This window comes from Bradyrhizobium sp. USDA 4451, assembly GCF_054822585.1.
The window spans coordinates 5,131,426-5,151,927 of record NZ_JBTRCH010000001.1; the positions used below are offsets into that span (position 1 = coordinate 5,131,426).

Annotated in this window: 16 protein-coding genes; 10 read left to right on the forward strand and 6 right to left on the reverse strand. The window is 65.7% G+C overall.

The window, feature by feature from the left end; all coding sequences use genetic code 11:
- Positions 1–89 precede the first annotated feature (89 nt).
- Positions 90–1,064, forward strand: a complete 975-nt coding sequence (locus ACVMB0_RS23475) for an IclR family transcriptional regulator (RefSeq protein WP_456755338.1) — start codon at positions 90–92, stop codon at positions 1,062–1,064.
- Positions 994–2,553, forward strand: coding sequence for an acyl-CoA carboxylase subunit beta (locus ACVMB0_RS23480; RefSeq protein WP_461347822.1), 1,560 nt, complete (start codon positions 994–996; stop codon positions 2,551–2,553). The genes ACVMB0_RS23475 and ACVMB0_RS23480 overlap by 71 nt, the downstream gene beginning before the upstream one ends.
- Positions 2,554–2,672: 119 nt before the next feature.
- On the opposite strand, the gene ACVMB0_RS23485 is transcribed toward ACVMB0_RS23480, so the two are convergent.
- The gene (locus ACVMB0_RS23485; protein WP_456798218.1) at positions 2,673–3,836 is read right to left on the reverse strand and encodes a patatin-like phospholipase family protein; all 1,164 of its coding nucleotides are present in this window, start codon (positions 3,834–3,836) and stop codon (positions 2,673–2,675) included.
- 285 nt (positions 3,837–4,121) lie between these two features.
- On the opposite strand from ACVMB0_RS23485, the gene ACVMB0_RS23490 reads away from it, so the two are divergent.
- Positions 4,122–4,907, forward strand: a complete 786-nt coding sequence (locus ACVMB0_RS23490) for an acetoacetate decarboxylase (protein ID WP_461347823.1) — start codon at positions 4,122–4,124, stop codon at positions 4,905–4,907.
- Between the two features lie 57 nt (positions 4,908–4,964).
- On the opposite strand, the gene ACVMB0_RS23495 is transcribed toward ACVMB0_RS23490, so the two are convergent.
- On the reverse strand, positions 4,965–6,269 hold the full coding sequence (locus ACVMB0_RS23495) for an MFS transporter (RefSeq protein WP_461347824.1): 1,305 nt from the start codon (positions 6,267–6,269) through the stop codon (positions 4,965–4,967).
- A 241-nt stretch (positions 6,270–6,510) separates the two neighbouring features.
- Positions 6,511–7,707, reverse strand: a complete 1,197-nt coding sequence (locus tag ACVMB0_RS23500; protein WP_461347825.1) for an acetyl-CoA C-acyltransferase — start codon at positions 7,705–7,707, stop codon at positions 6,511–6,513.
- A 455-nt stretch (positions 7,708–8,162) separates the two neighbouring features.
- Here ACVMB0_RS23500 and ACVMB0_RS23505 point away from each other — a divergent pair, with 455 nt between their 5' ends.
- Entirely contained in the window at positions 8,163–9,422 is a 1,260-nt protein-coding gene (locus ACVMB0_RS23505) for an MFS transporter (protein WP_461347826.1), read from the forward strand.
- A gap of 111 nt (positions 9,423–9,533) precedes the next feature.
- Here ACVMB0_RS23505 and ACVMB0_RS23510 read toward each other — a convergent pair whose 3' ends face one another.
- Positions 9,534–11,813 (reverse strand): FdhF/YdeP family oxidoreductase, encoded by a 2,280-nt coding sequence (locus ACVMB0_RS23510; RefSeq protein WP_461347827.1) that lies wholly within the window; start codon positions 11,811–11,813, stop codon positions 9,534–9,536.
- A 325-nt stretch (positions 11,814–12,138) separates the two neighbouring features.
- Positions 12,139–12,909 (reverse strand): enoyl-CoA hydratase, encoded by a 771-nt coding sequence (locus ACVMB0_RS23515; RefSeq protein ID WP_461347828.1) that lies wholly within the window; start codon positions 12,907–12,909, stop codon positions 12,139–12,141.
- Positions 12,910–13,042: 133 nt separating this feature from the next.
- Here ACVMB0_RS23515 and ACVMB0_RS23520 point away from each other — a divergent pair, with 133 nt between their 5' ends.
- Positions 13,043–13,594 (forward strand): PaaI family thioesterase, encoded by a 552-nt coding sequence (locus ACVMB0_RS23520; RefSeq protein ID WP_461347829.1) that lies wholly within the window; start codon positions 13,043–13,045, stop codon positions 13,592–13,594.
- A gap of 60 nt (positions 13,595–13,654) precedes the next feature.
- Positions 13,655–14,269: a TetR/AcrR family transcriptional regulator gene (locus tag ACVMB0_RS23525; protein WP_456755327.1), complete on the forward strand. Its 615-nt coding sequence runs from the start codon at positions 13,655–13,657 to the stop codon at positions 14,267–14,269.
- A gap of 383 nt (positions 14,270–14,652) precedes the next feature.
- Here ACVMB0_RS23525 and ACVMB0_RS23530 read toward each other — a convergent pair whose 3' ends face one another.
- Positions 14,653–15,567, reverse strand: coding sequence for a LysR family transcriptional regulator (locus tag ACVMB0_RS23530; protein ID WP_461347830.1), 915 nt, complete (start codon positions 15,565–15,567; stop codon positions 14,653–14,655).
- 120 nt (positions 15,568–15,687) lie between these two features.
- Here ACVMB0_RS23530 and ACVMB0_RS23535 point away from each other — a divergent pair, with 120 nt between their 5' ends.
- The 4 genes from ACVMB0_RS23535 (at position 15,688) to mmsB (ending at position 20,447) form a co-directional block, all read left to right on the forward strand.
- The gene (locus ACVMB0_RS23535; protein WP_456755325.1) at positions 15,688–17,184 is read left to right on the forward strand and encodes a CoA-acylating methylmalonate-semialdehyde dehydrogenase; all 1,497 of its coding nucleotides are present in this window, start codon (positions 15,688–15,690) and stop codon (positions 17,182–17,184) included.
- 128 nt (positions 17,185–17,312) lie between these two features.
- A complete protein-coding gene (locus ACVMB0_RS23540) occupies positions 17,313–18,458 on the forward strand; it encodes an isobutyryl-CoA dehydrogenase (RefSeq protein ID WP_456755324.1) in 1,146 nt (381 codons plus the stop codon).
- Entirely contained in the window at positions 18,455–19,534 is a 1,080-nt protein-coding gene (locus ACVMB0_RS23545) for an enoyl-CoA hydratase/isomerase family protein (RefSeq protein ID WP_456755323.1), read from the forward strand. The genes ACVMB0_RS23540 and ACVMB0_RS23545 overlap by 4 nt, the downstream gene beginning before the upstream one ends.
- A 25-nt stretch (positions 19,535–19,559) precedes the next feature.
- On the forward strand, positions 19,560–20,447 hold the full coding sequence (mmsB, locus tag ACVMB0_RS23550; protein WP_456755322.1) for a 3-hydroxyisobutyrate dehydrogenase: 888 nt from the start codon (positions 19,560–19,562) through the stop codon (positions 20,445–20,447).
- Positions 20,448–20,502: the final 55 nt, after the last annotated feature.

A 20,502-nucleotide genomic window follows, 5' to 3' on the forward strand; every position in this document is an offset into this window, starting at 1 on the left:
AACGGCTTTTTGTTGTGGCGGCAGATTGCCTGAGGTAGCTTGTTCTGCAAGTGGAATTTTATTCCGCATGACGGAATGGAGCCAAGCAAATGGGACGGCGCTCGGAACGGCTTAGCAGGCAGGGAATGCTCGCCAGCGAGACTGGCGATGACGATGTCATCCAGGTGGTGTCGCGCGCCTTCGATGTGTTGCGGTGCTTCGAAGGACACGAAGCCCGGCTCGGCAATCTCGAAATCTCGAACCGCTGCGGCCTGCCGCGTTCGACGGTGTCGCGATTGACGCACACGCTGACGCGGATGGGACAGCTGGTCTATCTGCCGCGCGACCAGAAATACCGGATCGGCCCGAGCGCGGTCGCGATGAGCACCACGATGATGAAGGGCTTGCAGCTGCGCAATCTGATCCGGCTGCGCCTGCAGGATGTCGCCGATCAATTGCCCGGCACCGTGGGCTTCGTGATCCCCGACCGCTTTCATCTGGTCTATCTGGAGTTCGCCCGCGCGGCGAACGCGCTCGGCCTGCATGAAGCCACCGGCAGCCGGATTTCGATGGCGACCACCGCCGCCGGCCATGCCTATACCGCAGCGCTCGATCCCGCGATCGGCGACGCGCTGATCGCGGAGATGGAAGGCGAATTGCCCGAGAGCGCCAAGATGCTGACGCCGCGCATCGCCGCCAACCGCCGTCATTTGCAGGAGCATGGCTACGTCGTCGCCTGCGGCCTGTGGAGCCCGCACATCAACGGCGTCGCAGTGCCGCTGTGGTCGCCGCAGTACCAGACCTATGTGGTCACCACGATCGGCCTGCTCTCGGCGATGTATGACGAGGCGCGGCTGCACCGCGAGGTCGCGCCGCAGATGGTCGAGCTCGCCGCCGCGCTCGGCAGCCTGCTCGAAGGCGCCGACGGCGACATCTTCAGCAACCGGATCGAGCGCAAGTCGCTTCCGGTGGCCAGCCATAACAACAATAAAATCATCAAGACGGGAGCAGTGAATGAACTGGAAGCCGGAACTCGACGACCTCGCCCGGCGCGAAGCGTTCGCGCGGGAGATGGGAGGCGTTGACAAGGTCAAGCGGCAACGCGACCAGGGCCGGCTCACGGTTCGTGAGCGCATCGACAAGCTGATCGACCGGAACAGCTTTCACGAGATCGGTGCCATCTCCGGCATCGCCGAATACGACGAGAACAACGAACTCAAGCAACTGACGCCGGCGAACTGCGTGTTCGGCCGCGCCAGGGTCGACGGCCGCACCGTGGTCGTGGTCGGCGACGATTTCACCGTGCGCGGCGGCTCGGCGGATGCATCGATCTCCGCCAAGCCGTTGATGGCGGAGGAGATGGCGCACGACTTCCGACTGCCGATCATCCGGGTGATCGAAGGCTCCGGCGGCGGCGGCTCGGTGAAGACGATCGAGACCAAGGGCGCGGCCAATCTGCCCGGCGGCGTCGGCGGCACGCGCTGGTACTGGTACACGACCGCCAACTTGGCGCGGGTGCCGGTGGTCGGGCTCGGGCTCGGCTCGGTCGCGGGCCTGGGCGCCGCGCGGCTCGCGGCCACGCACTACTCTGTCATGACCAAGAGCTCGGCGATGTTCGTCGCCGGTCCGCCGGTGGTGAAGCGGCTTGGTCAGGATCTGACCAAGCAGGAGCTCGGCGGCGCCGACATCCAGACCCGCGCCGGGGCGATCGACCAGGCCGTCGAGACGGAAGAAGAGGCGTTCGACTATGCGCGGCGTTTCCTGTCCTATCTGCCGTCGTCGGTCTACGATGTGCCGCCGACCATTCCCTGCACCGACGATCCCGAACGCGCCGAAGAATCGCTTCTGAAGGCGGTGCCGCGCAATCGCCGGCAGGTCTACAAGATGCGGCCGATCATCGAGGCCGTCGTCGACAAGGGCTCGTTCTTCGAGGTCGCCGCCAATTTCGGCCGGCCGGTCATCACGGGCCTTGCGCGGATCGAGGGCCGGGCGGTGCTGCTGCTCGCCAGCGATCCCTTCCATTATGGCGGCTCGTGGACCGCGGATGCCTGCCAGAAGGTGGTGCGCTGGGTCGACTTCGCCGAGACCTTCCATCTGCCGGTGGTCTACCTGATGGACTGCCCGGGCTTCATGATCGGGCTCGAGGCCGAGAAATCGGCGACCATCCGCCACGGCGTGCGGGCGATGGCGGCCGTCAACCAGAGCACGGTGCCCTGGTGCACGATCATCATCCGCAACGCCTTCGGCGTCGCCGGCGTGGTGCATCAGCCGGCCAACCGCTTCTCGATGCGCTACGCCTGGCCGTCGGCCTATTGGGGCTCGCTGCCGCTCGAGGGCGGCATCGAGGCGGCCTATCGCGCCGAGATCGACGCGGCCGCCGATCCCGCCGCCAAGCTGCGCGAGATCGAGGACCGCCTCAACAAGCTGCGCTCGCCGTTCCGCTCGGCCGAGAAGTTCTGGGTCGAGGAGGTGATCGACCCGCGCAGGACGCGCTCGCTGCTCTGCGAGTTCGCGCGCCTCGCGGAGCCGATCCGCACCGCCGGGCCGCCGCGCAACATGTCGACGCGGCCGTAGGCCGATTTCCCAATCGTCATTGCGAGCGCAGCGAAGCAATCCATTCGTCGACACGCGTTGACGGATGGATTGCTTCGTCGCTTCGCTTCTCGCAATGACGGAGGATGGACGGCGCGCCGCTATTCCGCTTCCCGATGCACGTCGTGGATCACGATGCCCATGCCGTTCTCGGGCATCTTGATCCAGTCGCGGCGCTTCAGCGAGCGCTTGGTGTCCTCGTGGCCGCTCGCCCAGTGCTCGCGCATCGAGGTGCCGGAGAATTCGTGGTCCTTGGCGTCGCCCTCATAGGCTTTCTGCTGGTAGATCAGCTGCAGCAGCGTGATCCCCGGCAGCCGGCTGTTCGCCTTCTTGAGCTGGCGCTCCTCTTCCGACAGATGATCGTCGGGGATCTTCCCGAGCGCATTGTGCAGGGCGGTGCGCAGATTGTAGGTCTTGCGATAGACGTCGGTGTTGTAGCGGGTGCGCGACGAATACATGATGTCCTTGTGCCGGGCCATCACGTCCTGGATGTCGCGCGGCAGCGCGCCGCGCGCCGAGAACAGGTCGACCTGGAACACCAGCGAATTCATGTTGTCTTCCTGGTCGAGCAGATGCTGCAGCGGCGTGTTGGAAACGATGCCGCCGTCCCAGAAATGATCGGTGCCGACCTTCACCATCGGCAGCGCCGGCGGCAGCGCGCCGCTCGCCATGATGTGCTCGGGGATGATCTCGTCATGGGCATTGTCGAAATAGATGAAGTTGCCGGAGAGCACGTTCACGGCGCCGACCGCGAAGCGCATCTTCTTGGAATTGATCCGGTCGAAATCGACCAGCTCCAACAGTGACTCACGCAGCGGCGTGGTGTCGTAATAGCTGGTGGCGGTGCGCGCGCCGGCCGGGCTGAGCCACGGATTGGTCTGATGCGGGGTGAAGAAGCCGGGCTGCCCCAGCGTCGTCGTCAGCCATGAGCTGGTGAAGTTGCGCGCCTTGCGGAAGATGTCGCCGTCCGGCGTGTAGTGCCAGATCTTGCGGCTGGTGATGCGATCCCAGAAGGTGTGCAGCCGCTCCAGCCGCCTCGAAGGCGGATTGCCGGCGATGATCGCCGAGTTGATCGCGCCGATCGAGACGCCGCAGACCCAGTCGGGCTCGATGTTGGATTCATGCAGCGCCTGGTAGACGCCGGCCTGATAGGCCCCGAGCGCGCCGCCGCCCTGCAGGACCAGGGCGACGCGATCGCATCCCTCGGGACGCCAGCCGGGCGTGGCGTGCTCGATATCGTCAGGATGAGGGGTGCGCGCGTCCATCTCAGACACTCCAAAATTTTCGGCGAGGATTCAGGGTGCCGATGACGCCGTGATGACAATTGCGGCGCCCGCGCGTGGCGCCTCCGGCATGGCTTGCCTGCATGGTTAGCATTGGCCTCCCGCAGCGTAACGCAGGTCACGCAGGCGTCACCGAGATTACGCAGCAGCCGTAACCGAGGTCACGCAGGCGTAACCGAGGTCATGCACCTGACGGAAATCCCTCACATCGCTGTCAATCTCGGCCGCTAGCGTCCGCGCAAACGTTGCCAACAGGGGGTTATTGCGATGCGCAGGGAAGATCTGTTCAAGCTTCCGTCGATGCCGGCCGCCGGTCCGAGCTATCCCGCCGGTCCGTACCGCTTCATCGATCGCGAATTCCTGGTCATCACCTATGAAACCGGGCCGGAGCTGGTCCGCGCCGCACTGCCTGAGCCGCTGGAGCCGGTCGAGCAGGCCATCGTGCACTACGAGTGGATCAAGATGCCCGACAGCTCCGGCTTCGGCAGCTACACCGAGTCCGGTCTCGTGATCCCCGCGCGACTGCACGGCGAGGACGTCAACTTCGTCTGCCAGATGTATCTCGACGATGATCCGCCGATCGCCGCCGGCCGCGAGATCTGGGGCTTTCCGAAGAAGTACGCCCACCCCAAGCTCGAGATCGTCAAGGACACGCTGACCGGCACGCTGGAATACGCCGGCCAGCTCGTCGCGATGGGCACGATGGGCTACAAGCACGAGAGCATGGCGGGCAATGGCGACGCCACCCGCGCCACGCTGTCGAAGACGCAAGTCAATCTGAAGATGATCCCCGGCGTCGACGGTCATCTCGAGATCTGCCAGCTGGTGGCGATCAACCTCACCGACATCAACGTCAAGGGCTCGTGGATCGGACCGGGCCGGCTGCATCTGGTGCCGCATGTCAATGCGCCGGTCGCGGACTTCCCGGTCAAGCGCGTCGTCGGTGCGCATCATTACATCGCCGACCTGACGCTGCCGTTCGGCCGCGTCGTGCACGATTACAACAAGGAAGCCGCCGAGGCGGCGACGCCGACCGGCCTTGCGGCGGAGTAGGGCTAGCACCGACATGGACGCTGGCCTGGCCTGGCCTGGCCGTGGCGGGCGGCGGCCTCAGGCCGTTGCCGGCTTCGGCTCAGCCACCGGCTTCGGTTGCGGTCGCGCGATCGCGAGCGTGATCAGCGCAGCGAAGACACACAGCGCGCCGGCGATGAAGAACGCCGGCAGATAGCTCTGATAGATCGTGCGCGACAGGCCGGCGCCGAATGCGGCCGCGCCGGCGCCGAGCTGATGGCCGGCAAAGATCCAGCCGAACACCAGATTGGCGCGCTCGGCGCCGAAGCGCTGCGCGGTGAGGCGCACCGTCGGCGGCACGGTCGCGATCCAGTCGAGGCCGTAGAACATCGCAAACAGCGACAACCCGTAGAAGGTGAAGTCGGAGTACGGCAGATACAGCAGCGACAGGCCGCGCAACCCGTAATACCAGAACAACAGATAGCGGTTGTCGTAGCGATCCGACAGCCAGCCCGAGATGATGGTGCCGAAGAAATCGAAGATGCCCATCGCAGCGAGCAGGCTCGCGGCCTGCACTTGCGGGATGCCGAAGTCGAGGCACATCGGGATCAGATGGACCTGGACCAGGCCGTTGGTCGAGGCGCCGCAGACGAAGAAGGTTGCGAACAGGATCCAGAACACCGACGATTTCGAGGAGTCGCGCAGCGTGCCGAGCGCGGCCGCCATGATCGGCGCATTGGCGGGCGGCGGCGCAGGAACGGGCGCGGTGCCCGCATCGCCGAACGGGTGCAGGCCGACGTCGCTCGGCCGGTCGCGCATCAGCATCAGCACGGCAAAGGCGGCGATGCCGAGCATGACGCAGACGAATCCGAGTGCGACGCGCCAGCCATAACGCTCGGTGATCGCAGCGAGCAGCGGCAGGAAGGCGAGCTGGCCCGTCGCAACGCTCGCGGTGAGCATGCCGATCACGAGGCCGCGTCGTGCCACGAACCAGCGGGTGGCAATGGTCGCGCCGAGCACCAGCGCAGTCATGCCGGTGCCGATCCCGATCACGACGCCCCACAGCGCGATCAGCTGCCAGACCTGCGTCATCGCGAGCGACGCGACAAGGCCTGACACCACGATCAGTTGCGCCGCCAGCGTCACGTTGCGCAGCCCGTAGCGGTTCATCAGCGCCGCGGCGAACGGCGCCATCAGCCCGAACAGGATGAAGCGGATCGATAGCGCCGAGGAGATCTCGGCGGTGGACCAGCCGAATTCCTGCTGCAGGGGAACGATGAAGACGCCGGGCGCGCCGACCGTGCCGGCGGAGATTAGTGCGGCCAGGAAGGTGACGGCAACCATCACCCAGCCGTAATGGATGTTGCGGCGGGCGAGGGCGGAAGCAAGCCAGTTCGAGATCATAGGGTTCCGGATCAATTGCGGTGAAAGCTTTGCATGACGCACAATATGGCACGGGCTAGCCATGTCTAAAATGACATAGTTCCCTCGTTTTCGGACTAAGGGCGCGGAGCTACCGTGTCATGAGCGCCTTGTCCCGAGTTTCGTCATCACGAGGAGCGAAGCGACGAAGCAATCCATGCTTCAGCGTATGCTGAGCAATGGATTGCTTCGCTTTGCTCGCAATGACGTGGACGCTGTTCGGTCAGTGCGTCACCCGCTCGATCGCGATGGCGGTGGCTTCGCCGCCGCCGATGCACAACGCGGCGACGCCGCGCTTCAGATTCTGCGCTTCCAGCGCGTGCAGCAGCGTCACGATCAGCCGCGCGCCGGTGGCGCCGATGGGATGGCCGAGCGCGCAGGCGCCGCCGTTGATGTTGAGCCGGTCACGCGGAATTCCGAGGTCGCGCTGCGCCGCCATCGCGACCACCGCGAACGCCTCGTTGATCTCGAACAAATCGACATCGCCGACGTTCCAGCCGACCTTGTCGAGCAGTTTTCGGATCGCCGGGATCGGCGCGGTGGTGAACCATTGCGGCTCCTGGCTGTGGGTGGCATGGCCCTTGATCTCGGCCAGCACCGGCAGTCCGTCGCGATCGGCCAGCGAGCGCTTCGCCAGGATCAGCGCCGCGGCGCCGTCGGCGTTGGCCGAGGAGGCGGCCGGCGTGATGGTGCCGCTTGCGCGGAACGCCGGCTTCAGGCCGGGGATCTTGGCCGGATCGACCTTCAGCGGATGCTCGTCATTGGCGACGATGCGGGGACCCGCCTTCTCGGCGAGCGTGATCGGCGCGATCTCGGCCTTGAAGGCACCGCTCTCGACCGCCTTGCGGGCGCGGCTCAGCGTCTCCATCGCGAACGCATCCTGGTCGGCGCGGGTGAATTGATAGGCCTCCGCGGTGGCCTCGCCGAAATCGCCCATCGAGCGGCCGGTCTCGTAGGCGTCCTCGAGGCCGTCCATCATCATGTGGTCGATGATGCGGTCGTGCCCGGCGCGATAGCCGCCGCGCGCCTTCTGCAACAGATACGGCGCGTTGCTCATGCTCTCCATGCCGCCTGACAGCACGATCTCGGCCGAGCCGGCCGTGATGATGTCGTGGGCCAGCATGGTCGCCTTCATGCCGGAGCCGCAGACCTTGTTCACGGTGGTGGCGCCGGTCGCATCCGGCAGCCCGGCGCCGCGCGCAGCCTGGCGGGCGGGGGCCTGGCCCTGGCCGGCGGGCAGCACATTGCCCATGAACACCTCGTCGATCCGCTCGGGCGCCAGCTTGGCGCGCTCCAGCGCCGCGCCGATCACATGCGCGCCGAGCTTGTGCGCCGCGAGCGGCGCGAGCTCGCCCATGAAGCGGCCGAGCGGGGTGCGGGCGGCGGAGAGGATGACGACGGGATCGGTGCTGGTTGCCATGGCGGGATTTCCTTCAATGCCGGCGATTTTTGATTGAATTACATACATCATATGATGCGATGCAAAAAATGCAACTGCGGCTCTCATGACAAAATGTCGTATTCGGATGAGTTGGGAGCGGTGCGCAGTCCACCTCAATCGTGCTGTCGTCCCGGCGAAGGCCGGGCCCATAGCCACCGCATTTCATTGTGGACGAGATTGTGGCCCGGCGTCGCGCAGCAATTGCCATTTGGGGTAATGGTGGCGGCGTTGGGCGAAGTCGGAGGTGGGCAGTGCAGCACGCTGCTGCCGATCCCGCCGCGCATGGCCGCATGCGGCGGCTTCGATTGACACCGACTCCGTCGGCGCTAGGCTGCCGGAACAGCAATATTTCCCAATAGAATCAAGATCTGGAATCGAGACCCCAGAAGAACCAAGAAAAGGGCAGGACACGCCGTGACACGCGTCATCGCGTCGTGAGCGGGACCACGCGGACTTCCGCGCTCGCGCCATTCCGCATCCGCAGCTATCGCTTCCAATGGCCGTCCGACCTGCTCACCTCGTGGGCGTTCGAGGTCGAGACGCTGGTGCTCGGCTGGTACGTCATGGTCGAGACCGGCTCGGTGCTGCTCCTGACGGTGCTCGCCTCGTTGCAATATGTCGGCACGCTGGTAGCCCCCGTTGTCGGCATGATCGGCGACCGCATGGGGCATCGCGATCTGCTCGCCGTGATGCGCTTTGCCTATACCGTGCTGGCCGGGACCCTCATGACGCTGGCGCTGACAGGGCATCTGGCGCCTTTGAACGTCATGATCATCGTCGCGATCATGGGCCTGATCCGCCCGTCGGACCTCGGCGTGCGCGGCGCGTTGCTCGCCGATATCATGCCGCCGGAGCAATTGGTCGGCGCCATCAGCCTGGCGCGCACCACGCAGGACTCGGCGCGGATCGCGGGAGCGCTGACCGGCGCCGGATTGTTCGCGGCGCTCGGCATCGGCTATGTCTATGTCGGGATCGCCAGCTTCTATTTCGTCGCTGCCATCCTGATGCTCTGCATGAGTCGTCCGAAGTCGCACGGCACCGTGGACCATGCGGCGATCGACCTGCCGGGATCGAAACTGCTGCGCGATCTCAAGGAGGGCATCGTCTATGCCTGGAGCGGCCCGGGCATGCGCGCCGCGCTCTGCGTCGCCTTCCTCGCCAATCTCACCGCGTTTCCGCTGACCAACGGTCTGCTGCCTTACGTCGCGCGCGACATCTTCCACACCGACCAGACCGGGCTCGGCTATCTCTCGGCGAGCTTTGCGGTGGGATCGCTGATCGGCTCGATCACGCTCAGCATGGCCGGCGGCGTGCGCATCGCGCGGCTTCTGATCGGCGCGACGCTCGCCTGGTACGCGATGCTGCTGGTGTTCGTCGAACTCCGGACCATGCCGGTGGCGATGGCCTGTCTGCTGCTGGCCGGCATCGCGCAGAGCATGTCGATGATCTCGGCCGCCGTGATGCTGATGCGCAATGCCAGCGCGCATCTGCGCGGCCGGGTGATGGGCGTGCGGATGATGGTGATCTACGGCCTGCCGCTCGGCCTGCTCGCGGCCGGCAGCCTGATCGACCTGATCGGCTACACCGCGACCGGCACGCTGCTCGCCGCCGCCGGCTTCGTCGCGATGCTCGCGATCGCGCTGCACTGGCGGGCCGATTTGTGGCCGGTGCATGCGCCGGCGAATGCAAGGTGAGACCGTCGTAGCCCGGATGGAGCGCAGCGCAATCCGGGAAGCCGTATCCGCGGATGACGGCCCCCGGATTTCGCTTGCGCTCCATCCGGGCTACGAAGGCCGCTGCGCACTCTACGCCGCCTGGGCCGCTCGCCGAATATGCACCGGCACCGACTTGTACGACGGCGTGCCGCTTTCCTTGTCCTGATAGTCGAGCGGCACCAGGCCGTTGGCTTCGGGATAATAGGCGGCGACCGAGCCGCGGGCGATGTCGTAGGCGATCGCGGTCAAGGTGAGGCGGCGCGGTTGGGCCGAGGGCAGCGCGGTCTCGATCTCGACCAGGTCGCCATGGGCAAGTCCGCGTTCGGCGAGATCGGCCGCGTTGCTGAACAGCACGTCGCGCCGCCCGAACACGCCGCGATAGCGGTCGTTCAGCCCGTAGATCGTGGTGTTGTACTGATCGTGGCTGCGGATGGTGGCGAGCTTGAGCACGGTCTTGTCCGTCAGGACGGGGTCTTCCTCGAGGCCCTTGAAGATCAGGAATTCGGCCTTGCCCGACGGCGTGGTCCATTTGCGCTCGGTCGGCGGCAGCGGCAGGCGGAAGCCGCCGGGAATCCGGATCCGCGCGTTGTAATCCTTGAAGTCGGGGAAGACGCCCTCGATGGCGTCGCGGATGCGGTCATAATCGGCGATCAGTTCGGTCCACGGCACCTTGCTCGCCGGCAAGGTCGCCATCGCCATGCCGGCAACGATCGCCGATTCCGACAGCAGATTTTCCGAGGCCGGGGTGAGCTTGCCGCGCGAGGCGTGCACCATCGACATCGAATCCTCGACGGTGACGACCTGCGGCCCCGAGGCCTGGATGTCCTGCTCGGTGCGGCCCAGCACCGGCAGGATGATCGACTGCTTGCCGGTCAGGAGATGCGAGCGGTTCAGCTTGGTGCCGAGATGCACGGCCAGATCGAGCTTGCGCATCGCGGCGGTGCAACGCTCGGGGTCGGGCAGCGCAATGGCAAAATTGCCGCCGAGGCAGATCAGCACCTTCGAGCGTCCGTCGTCGATCGCCTCCATCGCGGCGACCGCATCGTGGCCGTGATGCCGCGGCGGCTTGAAGCCGAAGGTGCGCTCGATGCCCTCGAACATCTGGATGTTGGGCTTCTCGCTGATCCCCACGGTGCGGTTGCCCTGCACGTTGGAGTGGCCGCGCAGCGGGCAGATGCCGGCGCCGGGCTTGCCGTAATTGCCCTTCAACAGCAGCAGGTTTGCGATCTGCTGCACATTGTCGGTGCCGCGCATGTGCTGGGTGATGCCCATGCCGTAGGTGACGATGGTGGCGTTGGATTTTGCATAGGCGGCCGCGACCTCGCCGAGCTGGGCGCGGCTGAAGCCGGAGACGGTCTCGATCTTGTCCCACGGCGTGGCGTGCAGATCGGCGGCGAACGCGTCGAAGCCGTTGGTGTGCTCGGCGATGAAGCCGTGGTCGAGCACGTCGTGGCTCGCGTCATCCTTCTCGATCAGCGCCTTCATGACGCCTTTCAGCACCGCGGCGTCGGCGCCGACCTTGGGCTGATAATAGGTCGAGGCAATCCGCGTCGAGCCGAGGGTCGCCATCTCGATCGGGTCCTGCGGATCGGCAAAGCGCTCCAGCGCGCGTTCGCGCAGCGGATTGAACACGATGATCGGCACTCCGCGGCGCGAGACCTCCCACAAGGTGCCCATCATCCGCGGATGGTTGGTGCCGGGGTTGTGGCCCATCGCGATGATCAGCTCGCAATGGTCGAAATCGTCCAGCGACACCGTGCCCTTGCCGATGCCGATCGATTGCGGCAGCCCGACGCTGGTCGCCTCGTGGCACATGTTCGAGCAGTCGGGGAAATTGTTGCTGCCGTATTCGCGCGCGAAGATCTGGAACAGGAACGCGGCCTCGTTCGAGGCGCGGCCGGAGGTGTAGAACTCGGCCATGTTAGGATCGGGCAGGCTGCGCAGGCTCTCGCCGATCCGCGCGAAGGCGTTATCCCATGTGATCGGCTGGTAGGTGTCGCTGGCCGCGTCATAGGCGAGCGGCTCGGTCAGCCGGCCTTCGTTCTCCAGATGGAAGTCGCTCCAGCCGAGCAACTCGGTAACGGTGTGGGCGGCGAAGAATTCCGGCGTGACGCGCTTGCTGGTCGCCTCCCAGGTCACGGCCTTGGCGCCGTTCTCGCAGAACTGGAAGGTCGAGGTGTGCTCCTTGTCGGGCCAGGCGCAGCCCGGACAATCGAAGCCGTCGGGCTTGTTGGTCCGCAGCAGCGTGATCGGCGCCTCGACCAAATCCATCTGGTCGCGCACCGCGATCGCGGTGGCCTTGAGGGCACCCCAGCCGCCGGCCGGAGCATCATAGGGTCGGATACCCGGAACGTCGCGCTTTTGGACCATATGTCCTCCTGCAACTCTTGAAGAGTGACCCCGTGCGTCTATCCCGAAAGTGATTGTTTTGTTGGCGGCGTGCGCGGCGCTCTCGGCGAGAGCAGCGTGTTGTGATCGACGTTCTCGATCTGGAACACCCGGCTCGAGATTGAGGTTAGACTAGTCGGCTGTGGCCTGCGGTCAACAGTCCGTCAAATGCGCAGCCCGGACGGAGCCAACGGGTCGCGCGAACGCGCGCCCGATGACAGGCTCCGCGCAATCCGGGGCAGTCCGATCCGCGGATGGCGCGCCCCGGATTTCGCTGCGCTCCATCCGGGCTACACGATCTCAGGCGCTACCGCTTTCGATCCAGAAATCCCTGCAACAGCCGCTGCGGCTCGCCGGTCTGGAACGATTTTCCGAACACGCCGACGCTGAGGTTGACCGACTCGGTCAGCGGCAGCTCTTCCCACTGCCGCAGCAGGTCCTTCTGGATGCGCAACGCTTCGGGGCCGCATTCGAGCAGCGCCTTCACCGTGTGCTCGACGGCCTCGTCGAGCCCGCCGGGCTTTGCCACGGTGTCGACCAGCCCCCACGCGAGCGCGGTCGGCGCGTCGATGTTCTCCGCGGTCATCATCAGCCAGCGGGCGCGGCCCCAGCCGATCAGGCGCGGCAACAGCGCAGCGTGGATCACCGAGGGGATGCCGACGCGCACCTCGGGCATGCCGAACATCGCGTCATGCGCGGCGACGCGCACGTCGCAGGCGGCCGCGACCTCGAGGCCGCCGCCGAGGCACCAGCCGGGCAGGCGGGCGAGCACGGGAGCGGGGAATTTGCGCACGGCCTCGCAGAGATCGCGCAGCCGGCTGATGAAGGCTTCCGCGGACGTCTGGTCGAGCGTCGCCATCTCCTTGATGTCGGCGCCGCCGATCATGCTGCGCTCGCTTTCGCCGGCGAGGATCACGGCGCGGATGGTCGGATCGGCGGCGAGGTGCTCAAAGCCTTCGCGCACGCCGTTGGTGACGGCTGAACTGACGATGTTCAGCTTGCCGGCGTTGCAGATCGTGAGGCGGACGACGCCTCTGTCGTCGCGGGCGATGCCGCAGTGGGGATTGAGCATGTCCATGGAAATTGTCCCGGCGCAGGAATTGACCGCGCCATGTCCCGGACAAAGCAGGCCTCTGTCAAGCATCGGCGCGGCGGTTGCGCCGGCGGACGTGGACATATAGAATTATCTTCATCATATAAAAGGAGCCGTCATGACCGCCGCCGAGACCGCTGATCTTCATTCCCCCGACCTGACGCGCACGCGCGTGGTGGAATGGCAGGCGCCCGGGCCGGTGGCGAAGGCGGCGCTGCCGATGTCCGGGATCGCGGCGATGCGCGCGATCCGCGATGGCGTGTTGCCGCCGCCGCCGATGGCCAAACTGATCGGCTTCAGGATGGCCGCGGTCGAGGAGGGGCGCATCGTGATGGAACTCGAGCCGCATGAGAGCCTGGAGAACACCATCGGCCTGCTGCACGGCGCGACCGCCGCCGCGCTGCTCGATACCGCGATGGGCTGTGCGATCTCGACCCTGCTGCCGGCGGGGCAGACCTCGGTGACCCTCGACCTCAAGCTGACTTATCTGCGCCCGCTCTCGGCGCGCTCCGGGACCATCGCGGCCGAGGGCAAGGTGATCAAGCTCGGCCGCCAGACCAGCTACGCCGAGGGCTTCGTCCGCGACGGCAGGGGCAATCTTGCAGTGCACGCGACCGCGACGTTTTCCATGCTCGGTGGGGAACCCCAGACACCGAATAAGACGAAATAAATGCAGCGTCGCGGCTGCAAATCTGCTATTATATGATTAGAAACATTCCATGAGAGCGGCATGCGTTATTCGAAAGAGCACAAGCAGGAGACCCACGCGCGGATCGTGAAACGGGCCGCGACGCGGCTGCGCGAGAAGGGCGCCCACGGCATCGGCGTCGCGGACCTGATGAAGGACGCCGGGCTGACCCATGGCGGCTTCTACGCGCATTTCGATTCGCGCGAGGCGCTGGTGATCGAGGCCTTCAACTACGCCATGGACCGCGCCAACGAGCGTTGGCGCAAGGTGACCGCAGAGGTGCCGCCGGAGAAGCGGCTGGCGACCATCGTCGACGGCTATCTGTCGACTGTTCATCGCGACGAGCCGGGCCAGGGCTGCGCGGTGCCGGCGCTCGGCGCCGAGATCGCCCGCGAGAGCCCGAAGACCCGCAAGGCCTTTGCCCTCAAGCTCGACCAGATGATCGACATGATCACCGACCAGATCCAGGACGTGCCGCGCAAGGCCGCGCGCAAGCAGGCGATGGGTGTGCTCGCGACCATGCTGGGCACCATCGTGATGTCGCGGATCGCGGGCAATGGCGAAATGTCCGACGAGATCCTGAGCGCAGGCCGCGAGGCCGTGCTGGGACGGGCCACGCCAGCGAAGGCGCCGACGAAGAAGGCCAAGGTGAACTGACGCTTCGAGCGGCGTGCGCCGGACGTTGTCCGTTGTCCTGAGAGGATGTGAAGCTTTGTCCATCCACCGTTGTCGTCGCCCGGCTCGCCGCCTCCGCTAAAGCTTCGGCGTGCCAGGCATCTGTGGCCTCGTCGAAGCTTTGGCGGTGACGGGACCGGGCGACCCAGTACGCCGCGGCCTATCGGCTCAAGCACGGCCGTCTCTGGAATACTGGATCACCCGCATGCGCGGGTGATGACACTGAGCAAGAGGAGTAAGCCAATTCCGTCATCCTGAGGAGCGCTCCGCGCGTCTCGAAGGATGCACGGCCCGGCTGGCGGCCGTCGATCCTTCGAGACGGCCGCTTCGCGGCCTCCTCAGGGTGACGGGTCTGACTTGCCGCCTCACGTCCCGCCAAACAGCGTGCGTTCGGCCTCCACGGTCTCGTAGATATAGTCGGCGACCGCGCGGATGCGGGCGAGGTCCTTGCTGTCGGCGTGCATCAAGAGCCAGAAGGTGCGCGAGATCCGCACCTCGTCCGGCAGCACCGCCTGCAATTCGGGGTGGGCTGATGCCATGAAGTGCGGCAGCACGGCGATGCCGAAGCCGGCGATGGTGGCGTTGAGCTGCGCGATCAGATTGGCGCTGCGGAATTTCGCGGAGATCTTCGGCGAGACCTGCGGCAGATAATCCAGCTCCGGCGTGAACAGCAGCTCCTCGATGTAGCCGACGAAGCGATGGCGCGGCAAGTCGGCGCGGGCAGCAATGGCCGGTGCCTGCGCGAGATAACGGGGTGCGGCATAAAGCCCGAGCGTGTAGTCCAGGAGCTTGCGGCCGACGATGCGGCCTTCCTTCGGCATGGTCAGGCTGATCGCGATGTCGGCCTCGCGCTTGGAGAGCGAGAACAGCCGCGCGGTGGCGACGAGTTGCAGGTCGAGATCGGGATACCGCTCGGTGAACTTGACCAGCCGCGAGGCCAAAAAATGACTGCCGAAGCCGTCGGGCGCGCCGATCCGCACCGTGCCGGTGAGATGTGCGCGCGAGCCGCCGACCGCCTCCTGGTTGGCGACGATGGTGGATTCCATCGCCTCGGCGCTGTCGGCGACGCGCTGGCCGGCCTCGGTCAGCAGATAGCCGGTCTTGCGGCGATCAAACAGTTTTGCGGAGAGGTGGCCTTCCAGCCGGTCGACACGGCGGATCACTGTGGCATGATCGACGCCGAGCTGCTTGGCGGCAGCCGAAACTGACCCGCCGCGCACGATGGCAAGCACGAAACGGAAGTCGTCCCAGTCGATTGTGCCGCCGCCTTGATCCAGCATTTCCGCACATCTATGGTGCAATTTATCGGACTTGAATCCTATAAAATGCAGGGTCAATAGGGTTTGTAAAGCGATCTCGCCGCGCGGAGCGGCGATTCACGTCTCCAAGGGAGGATATTCATGCGCTCGATCGGACATTTCATCGGTGGCAAGGAGGTCAAGGGCACATCGGGCCGTACGGCCGACGTCTTCGAGCCGATGACCGGCGAGGTTCAGGCCAAGGTGGCGCTGGCCACCAAGGCCGAGGTCCGCGCCGCGGTCGAGAACGCCAAGGCGGCGCAACCGGAGTGGGCCGCGACCAATCCGCAGCGCCGCGCCCGCGTCATGATGAAGTTTGTCGAGCTGGTGCAGCGCGACTACGACAAGCTCGCCGAATTGCTGGCGCGCGAGCACGGCAAGACGGTTCCCGACGCCAAGGGCGACATCCAGCGCGGCCTCGAAGTCGCCGAGTTCGCCTGCGGCATCCCGCATCTGATGAAGGGCGAGTACACCGAGGGCGCCGGCCCCGGCATCGACATCTATTCGATGCGCCAACCCCTGGGGGTGGTCGCCGGCATCACGCCGTTCAACTTCCCGGCGATGATCCCGATGTGGAAGTTCGCGCCCGCGATCGCCTGCGGCAATGCCTTCATCCTCAAGCCCTCGGAGCGCGATCCCGGCGTGCCGATGAAGCTCGCCGAACTGATGATCGAGGCGGGCCTGCCGGCCGGCATCCTCAACGTCGTCAACGGCGACAAGGAAGCGGTCGACGCCATCCTCGACGATCCCGACATCAAGGCGATCGGCTTCGTCGGCTCGACGCCCATCGCACAGTATATCTATGAACGCGCCGCGCAGACCGGCAAGCGCTGCCAGTGCTTCGGCGGCGCCAAGAACCACGCCATCATCATGCCCGACGCGGACATGGATCAGACAGTCGACGCCCTGATCGGCGCCGGCTACGGCTCGGCCGGCGAGCGCTGCATGGCGGTGTCGGTTGCCGTCCCGGTCGGCAAGACCACCGCCGACCGCCTGATGGAAAAGCTGATCCCGCGCGTCGAGTCGCTCAAGATCGGCACCTCGGTCGATCCGTCGGCCGATTACGGCCCGCTGGTGACCCGCGAGGCGGTCGAGAAGGTCAAGAGCTACATCGACATCGGCATCAAGGAAGGCGCCAAGCTCGCGGTCGACGGCCGCGGCTTCAAGATGCAGGGCTACGAGAACGGCTTCTATCTCGGCGGTTCGCTGTTCGACAACGTCACCAAGGACATGCGGATCTACAAGGAAGAGATTTTTGGTCCGGTGCTGTCGGTGGTGCGCGCTCACGACTACCACGAAGCGCTGGCGTTGCCGTCGGAGCACGACTACGGCAACGGCGTCGCGATCTTCACCCGCGACGGGGATACCGCGCGCGACTTCGCGGCCAAGGTCAATGTCGGCATGGTCGGCGTCAACGTGCCGATCCCGGTGCCGATCGCCTATTACACCTTCGGCGGCTGGAAGAAGTCGGGCTTCGGCGACCTCAACCAGCACGGTCCCGACTCGATCCGCTTCTACACCAAGACCAAGACGGTGACCTCGCGTTGGCCGTCCGGCGTCAAGGACGGTGCGGAGTTCTCGATCCCGACGATGAAGTGATGGTGTAGCCCAGGCCATCATTGCGAGCGCAGCGAAGCAATCCATCCATCCCCGCGTGGAAGAATGGATTGCTTCGTCGCTTCGCTCCTCGCAATGACGACCGATAGCCTTCAAGGGTAGACCGCGCCATGCAGTTCGCTCTCAACGAGGACCAGATCGCGGTTCGCGACATGGCGCGGGCGTTTGCGGCGTCGAGGATCGCGCCGCACGCGCTCGAATGGGACGAGACAAAGCATTTTCCAGTCGACGTGATGCGCGAGGCCGCCGGCCTCGGCATCGGCGGCATCTACATCAGGGACGATGTCGGCGGCTCGGCGATGACGCGCTTCGACGCCGCGCTGATCTTCGAGGCCTTGGCGACGGGCTGCCCGACGACCTCGGCCTTCATTTCGATCCACAACATGGCGTCCTGGATGATCGATGCCTATGGCAACGACACCCAGCGCCAGCAATGGCTGCCGAAGCTCTGCACCATGGAGCTGATCGCCAGCTACTGCCTGACCGAGCCGGGCGCCGGCTCGGACGCCGCGGCGCTGCGCACCCGCGCGGTGCGCGACGGCGATCACTACGTGCTCAACGGCCAGAAGCAGTTCATCTCCGGCGCGGGGAGCACCGACCTTCTGGTGGCGATGGTGCGGACCGGTGGCGACGGTCCCGGCGGCGTCTCGACGATCGTGATCGACGGCAAGACGCCGGGCGTCTCGTTCGGCAATAACGAACGCAAGATGGGCTGGAACGCGCAGCCGACCCGCGCCGTGATATTCGAGAACGCGCGCGTGCCGGTCGCAAACCGGCTCGGCGAGGAAGGCATCGGCTTCAAGATCGCGATGGCCGGCCTCGACGGCGGCCGTCTCAATATCGCGGCGTGCTCCCTCGGCGGCGCGCAGGCGGCGCTCGACAAGGCGCTGGCCTACATGAAGGACCGCAAGGCATTTGGAAAGCGGCTCGACGAATTCCAGGCGCTGCAATTCAAGATTGCCGACATGGCGACCGAGCTGGAAGCCGCGCGTACCTTCCTGTGGCGCGCGGCAGCGGCGCTCGACCGCAAGGATCCCGACGCCTCGATGCTGTGCGCGATGGCCAAGCGCTTCGGCACCGATGTCGGCTTCGAGGTCGCCAACCAGGCGCTGCAACTGCACGGCGGTTACGGCTACCTCAGCGAATACGGCATCGAGAAGATCGTGCGCGACCTGCGCGTGCACCAGATCCTCGAAGGCACCAATGAAATCATGCGGCTGATCGTGTCGCGCAAATTGATCGAGGGTGCGCGATGAATGATGTGGTTGCGGAAGGCGATCTGATCGCGCGCAGGGAAGGGGCGGCCGGCATCATCCGGCTCAACCGGCCGAAGGCGATCAATGCCGTGACCCTGGAGATGTTCCACGACATCGACAAGGCGCTCGACGCGTTCGAGGCCGATCCCGATGTCGCCGTTATCGTGCTGGAAGGGGCCGGCGAGCGCGGCCTGTGTGCCGGCGGCGATATCCGCGCGCTCTGGGAGAGCTCAAAGGTCAAGGGCGACCTCGGCAAGATCCTGTGGCGCGACGAGTACATCCTCAACGCCCGGATCAAGACATTCCCGAAACCCTATGTTGCCTTCATGGACGGCATCGTGATGGGCGGCGGGGTGGGGCTGTCGGCGCACAGCCGCCACCGTGTCGTGACCGAACGGACAAAACTCGCGATGCCCGAAGTCGGCCTCGGCTTCTTCCCCGATGTCGGCGGCACCTATCTCTTGTCGCGTTCGCCGGGCGAGATCGGCACCTATTTCGGTCTCACCGGCACCACCATGAACGGTCCGGACGCAATTTACGCCAAATTCGCCGACGCCGTGGTGCCGAGCGCAAAGCTGCCCGCGCTGCGCGAGGCGCTGACCAAGGTCGCTCCGGGTACGAACTCGGATGCGATCGACCGGCTGATCGCCGGCTTTGCGACTAGCGAGAAGGCAGGTCCGGTGGCCGCGCTCCAGGAAAAGATCGACCGCTGGTTCGCGCATGGACGGATGGAGGACATCGTTGCGGCGCTGAACGCCAATGGCTCCGAACTGGCGCAGTCGACCTTGAAGACGCTCGGCGAAAAATCGCCGCGCGGCATGGTGGTGACGCTGAAGCTGCTGCGGCTGGCGCGGGCGACCGAGACGCTGGAGGAGTGCCTGGTGCGCGAATATCGCGCGGCGCTCGAAGTGTTCGCCAGCGACGATTTCCGCGAGGGCGTGCGCGCCGCCGTGATCGACAAGGACCGCAATCCGAAATGGCAGCCCAGCCGGATCGAGGACGTGACGCCGGGGATGCTGGCGCCGTACTTCGCCGAGATCGGCGCCGACGAACTGAAATTTCCAGACAGCAAATAGAAACGTCGCAAGCGGAGGACTTCCCATGGCAAACGTCGCATTCATCGGGCTCGGCAATATGGGCGGGCCGATGGCGGCCAATCTGGTCAAGGCCGGCCACAAGGTGACCGCGTTCGATCTGGTCGCCGCATCGCGCGATCAGGCCAAAAGCGATGGCGCCGCGATCGCCGAGAGCGGCGTGGCTGCAGTGAAGGGCGCCGACGTCGTCATCACCATGCTGCCGGCCGGCAAGCATGTGCTCGGCGTCTGGAGCGAAGTGCTGCCCGCGATGGCCAAGGGCGCGCTGATCATCGACTGCTCGACCATCGACGTCGAGAGCGCCAAGCAGGCGCATGCGCTCGCCGCCAAGTACGGCATGGCTTCAGTCGATGCGCCGGTCTCCGGCGGCACCGGCGGCGCCAAGGGCGCGACCTTGACCTTCATGTGCGGCGGCGAGGTGAAGGCGTTCGCGGCGGCGCAGCCGATGCTGGCCAATATGGGCAAGAAGATCGTGCATTGCGGTGCCGGCGGCGCGGGGCAGGCGGCCAAGATCTGCAACAACATGATCCTCGGCATTTCCATGATCGCGGTCGGCGAGGCCTTCGTGCTGGCCGAAAAGCTCGGCCTGTCGCACCAGGCATTGTTCGACGTCGCCTCGACCTCGTCAGGGCAATGCTGGTCGCTGACCACCTACTGCCCGGTTCCCGGTCCGGTGCCGACTTCGCCGGCCAACAACGACTACAGGCCGGGCTTCGCCTCCAATTTGATGGTGAAGGACCTGACGCTGGCCCAGGATGCCGCCAATGCTGCCGGCGCGGTGACGCCGCTCGGCAAGCATGCGCAGGAGCTCTACAAGACCTTCGACGCGTCGGGCCATGGCGGGGTCGACTTTTCCGGAATTATCCAGCACGTTCGCAGCCTCGCTGGGAAATAGCTGCTTCTCGCGTAGCCCGGATCGAGCGCAGCGAAATCCGGGAGCAGCTTTATCA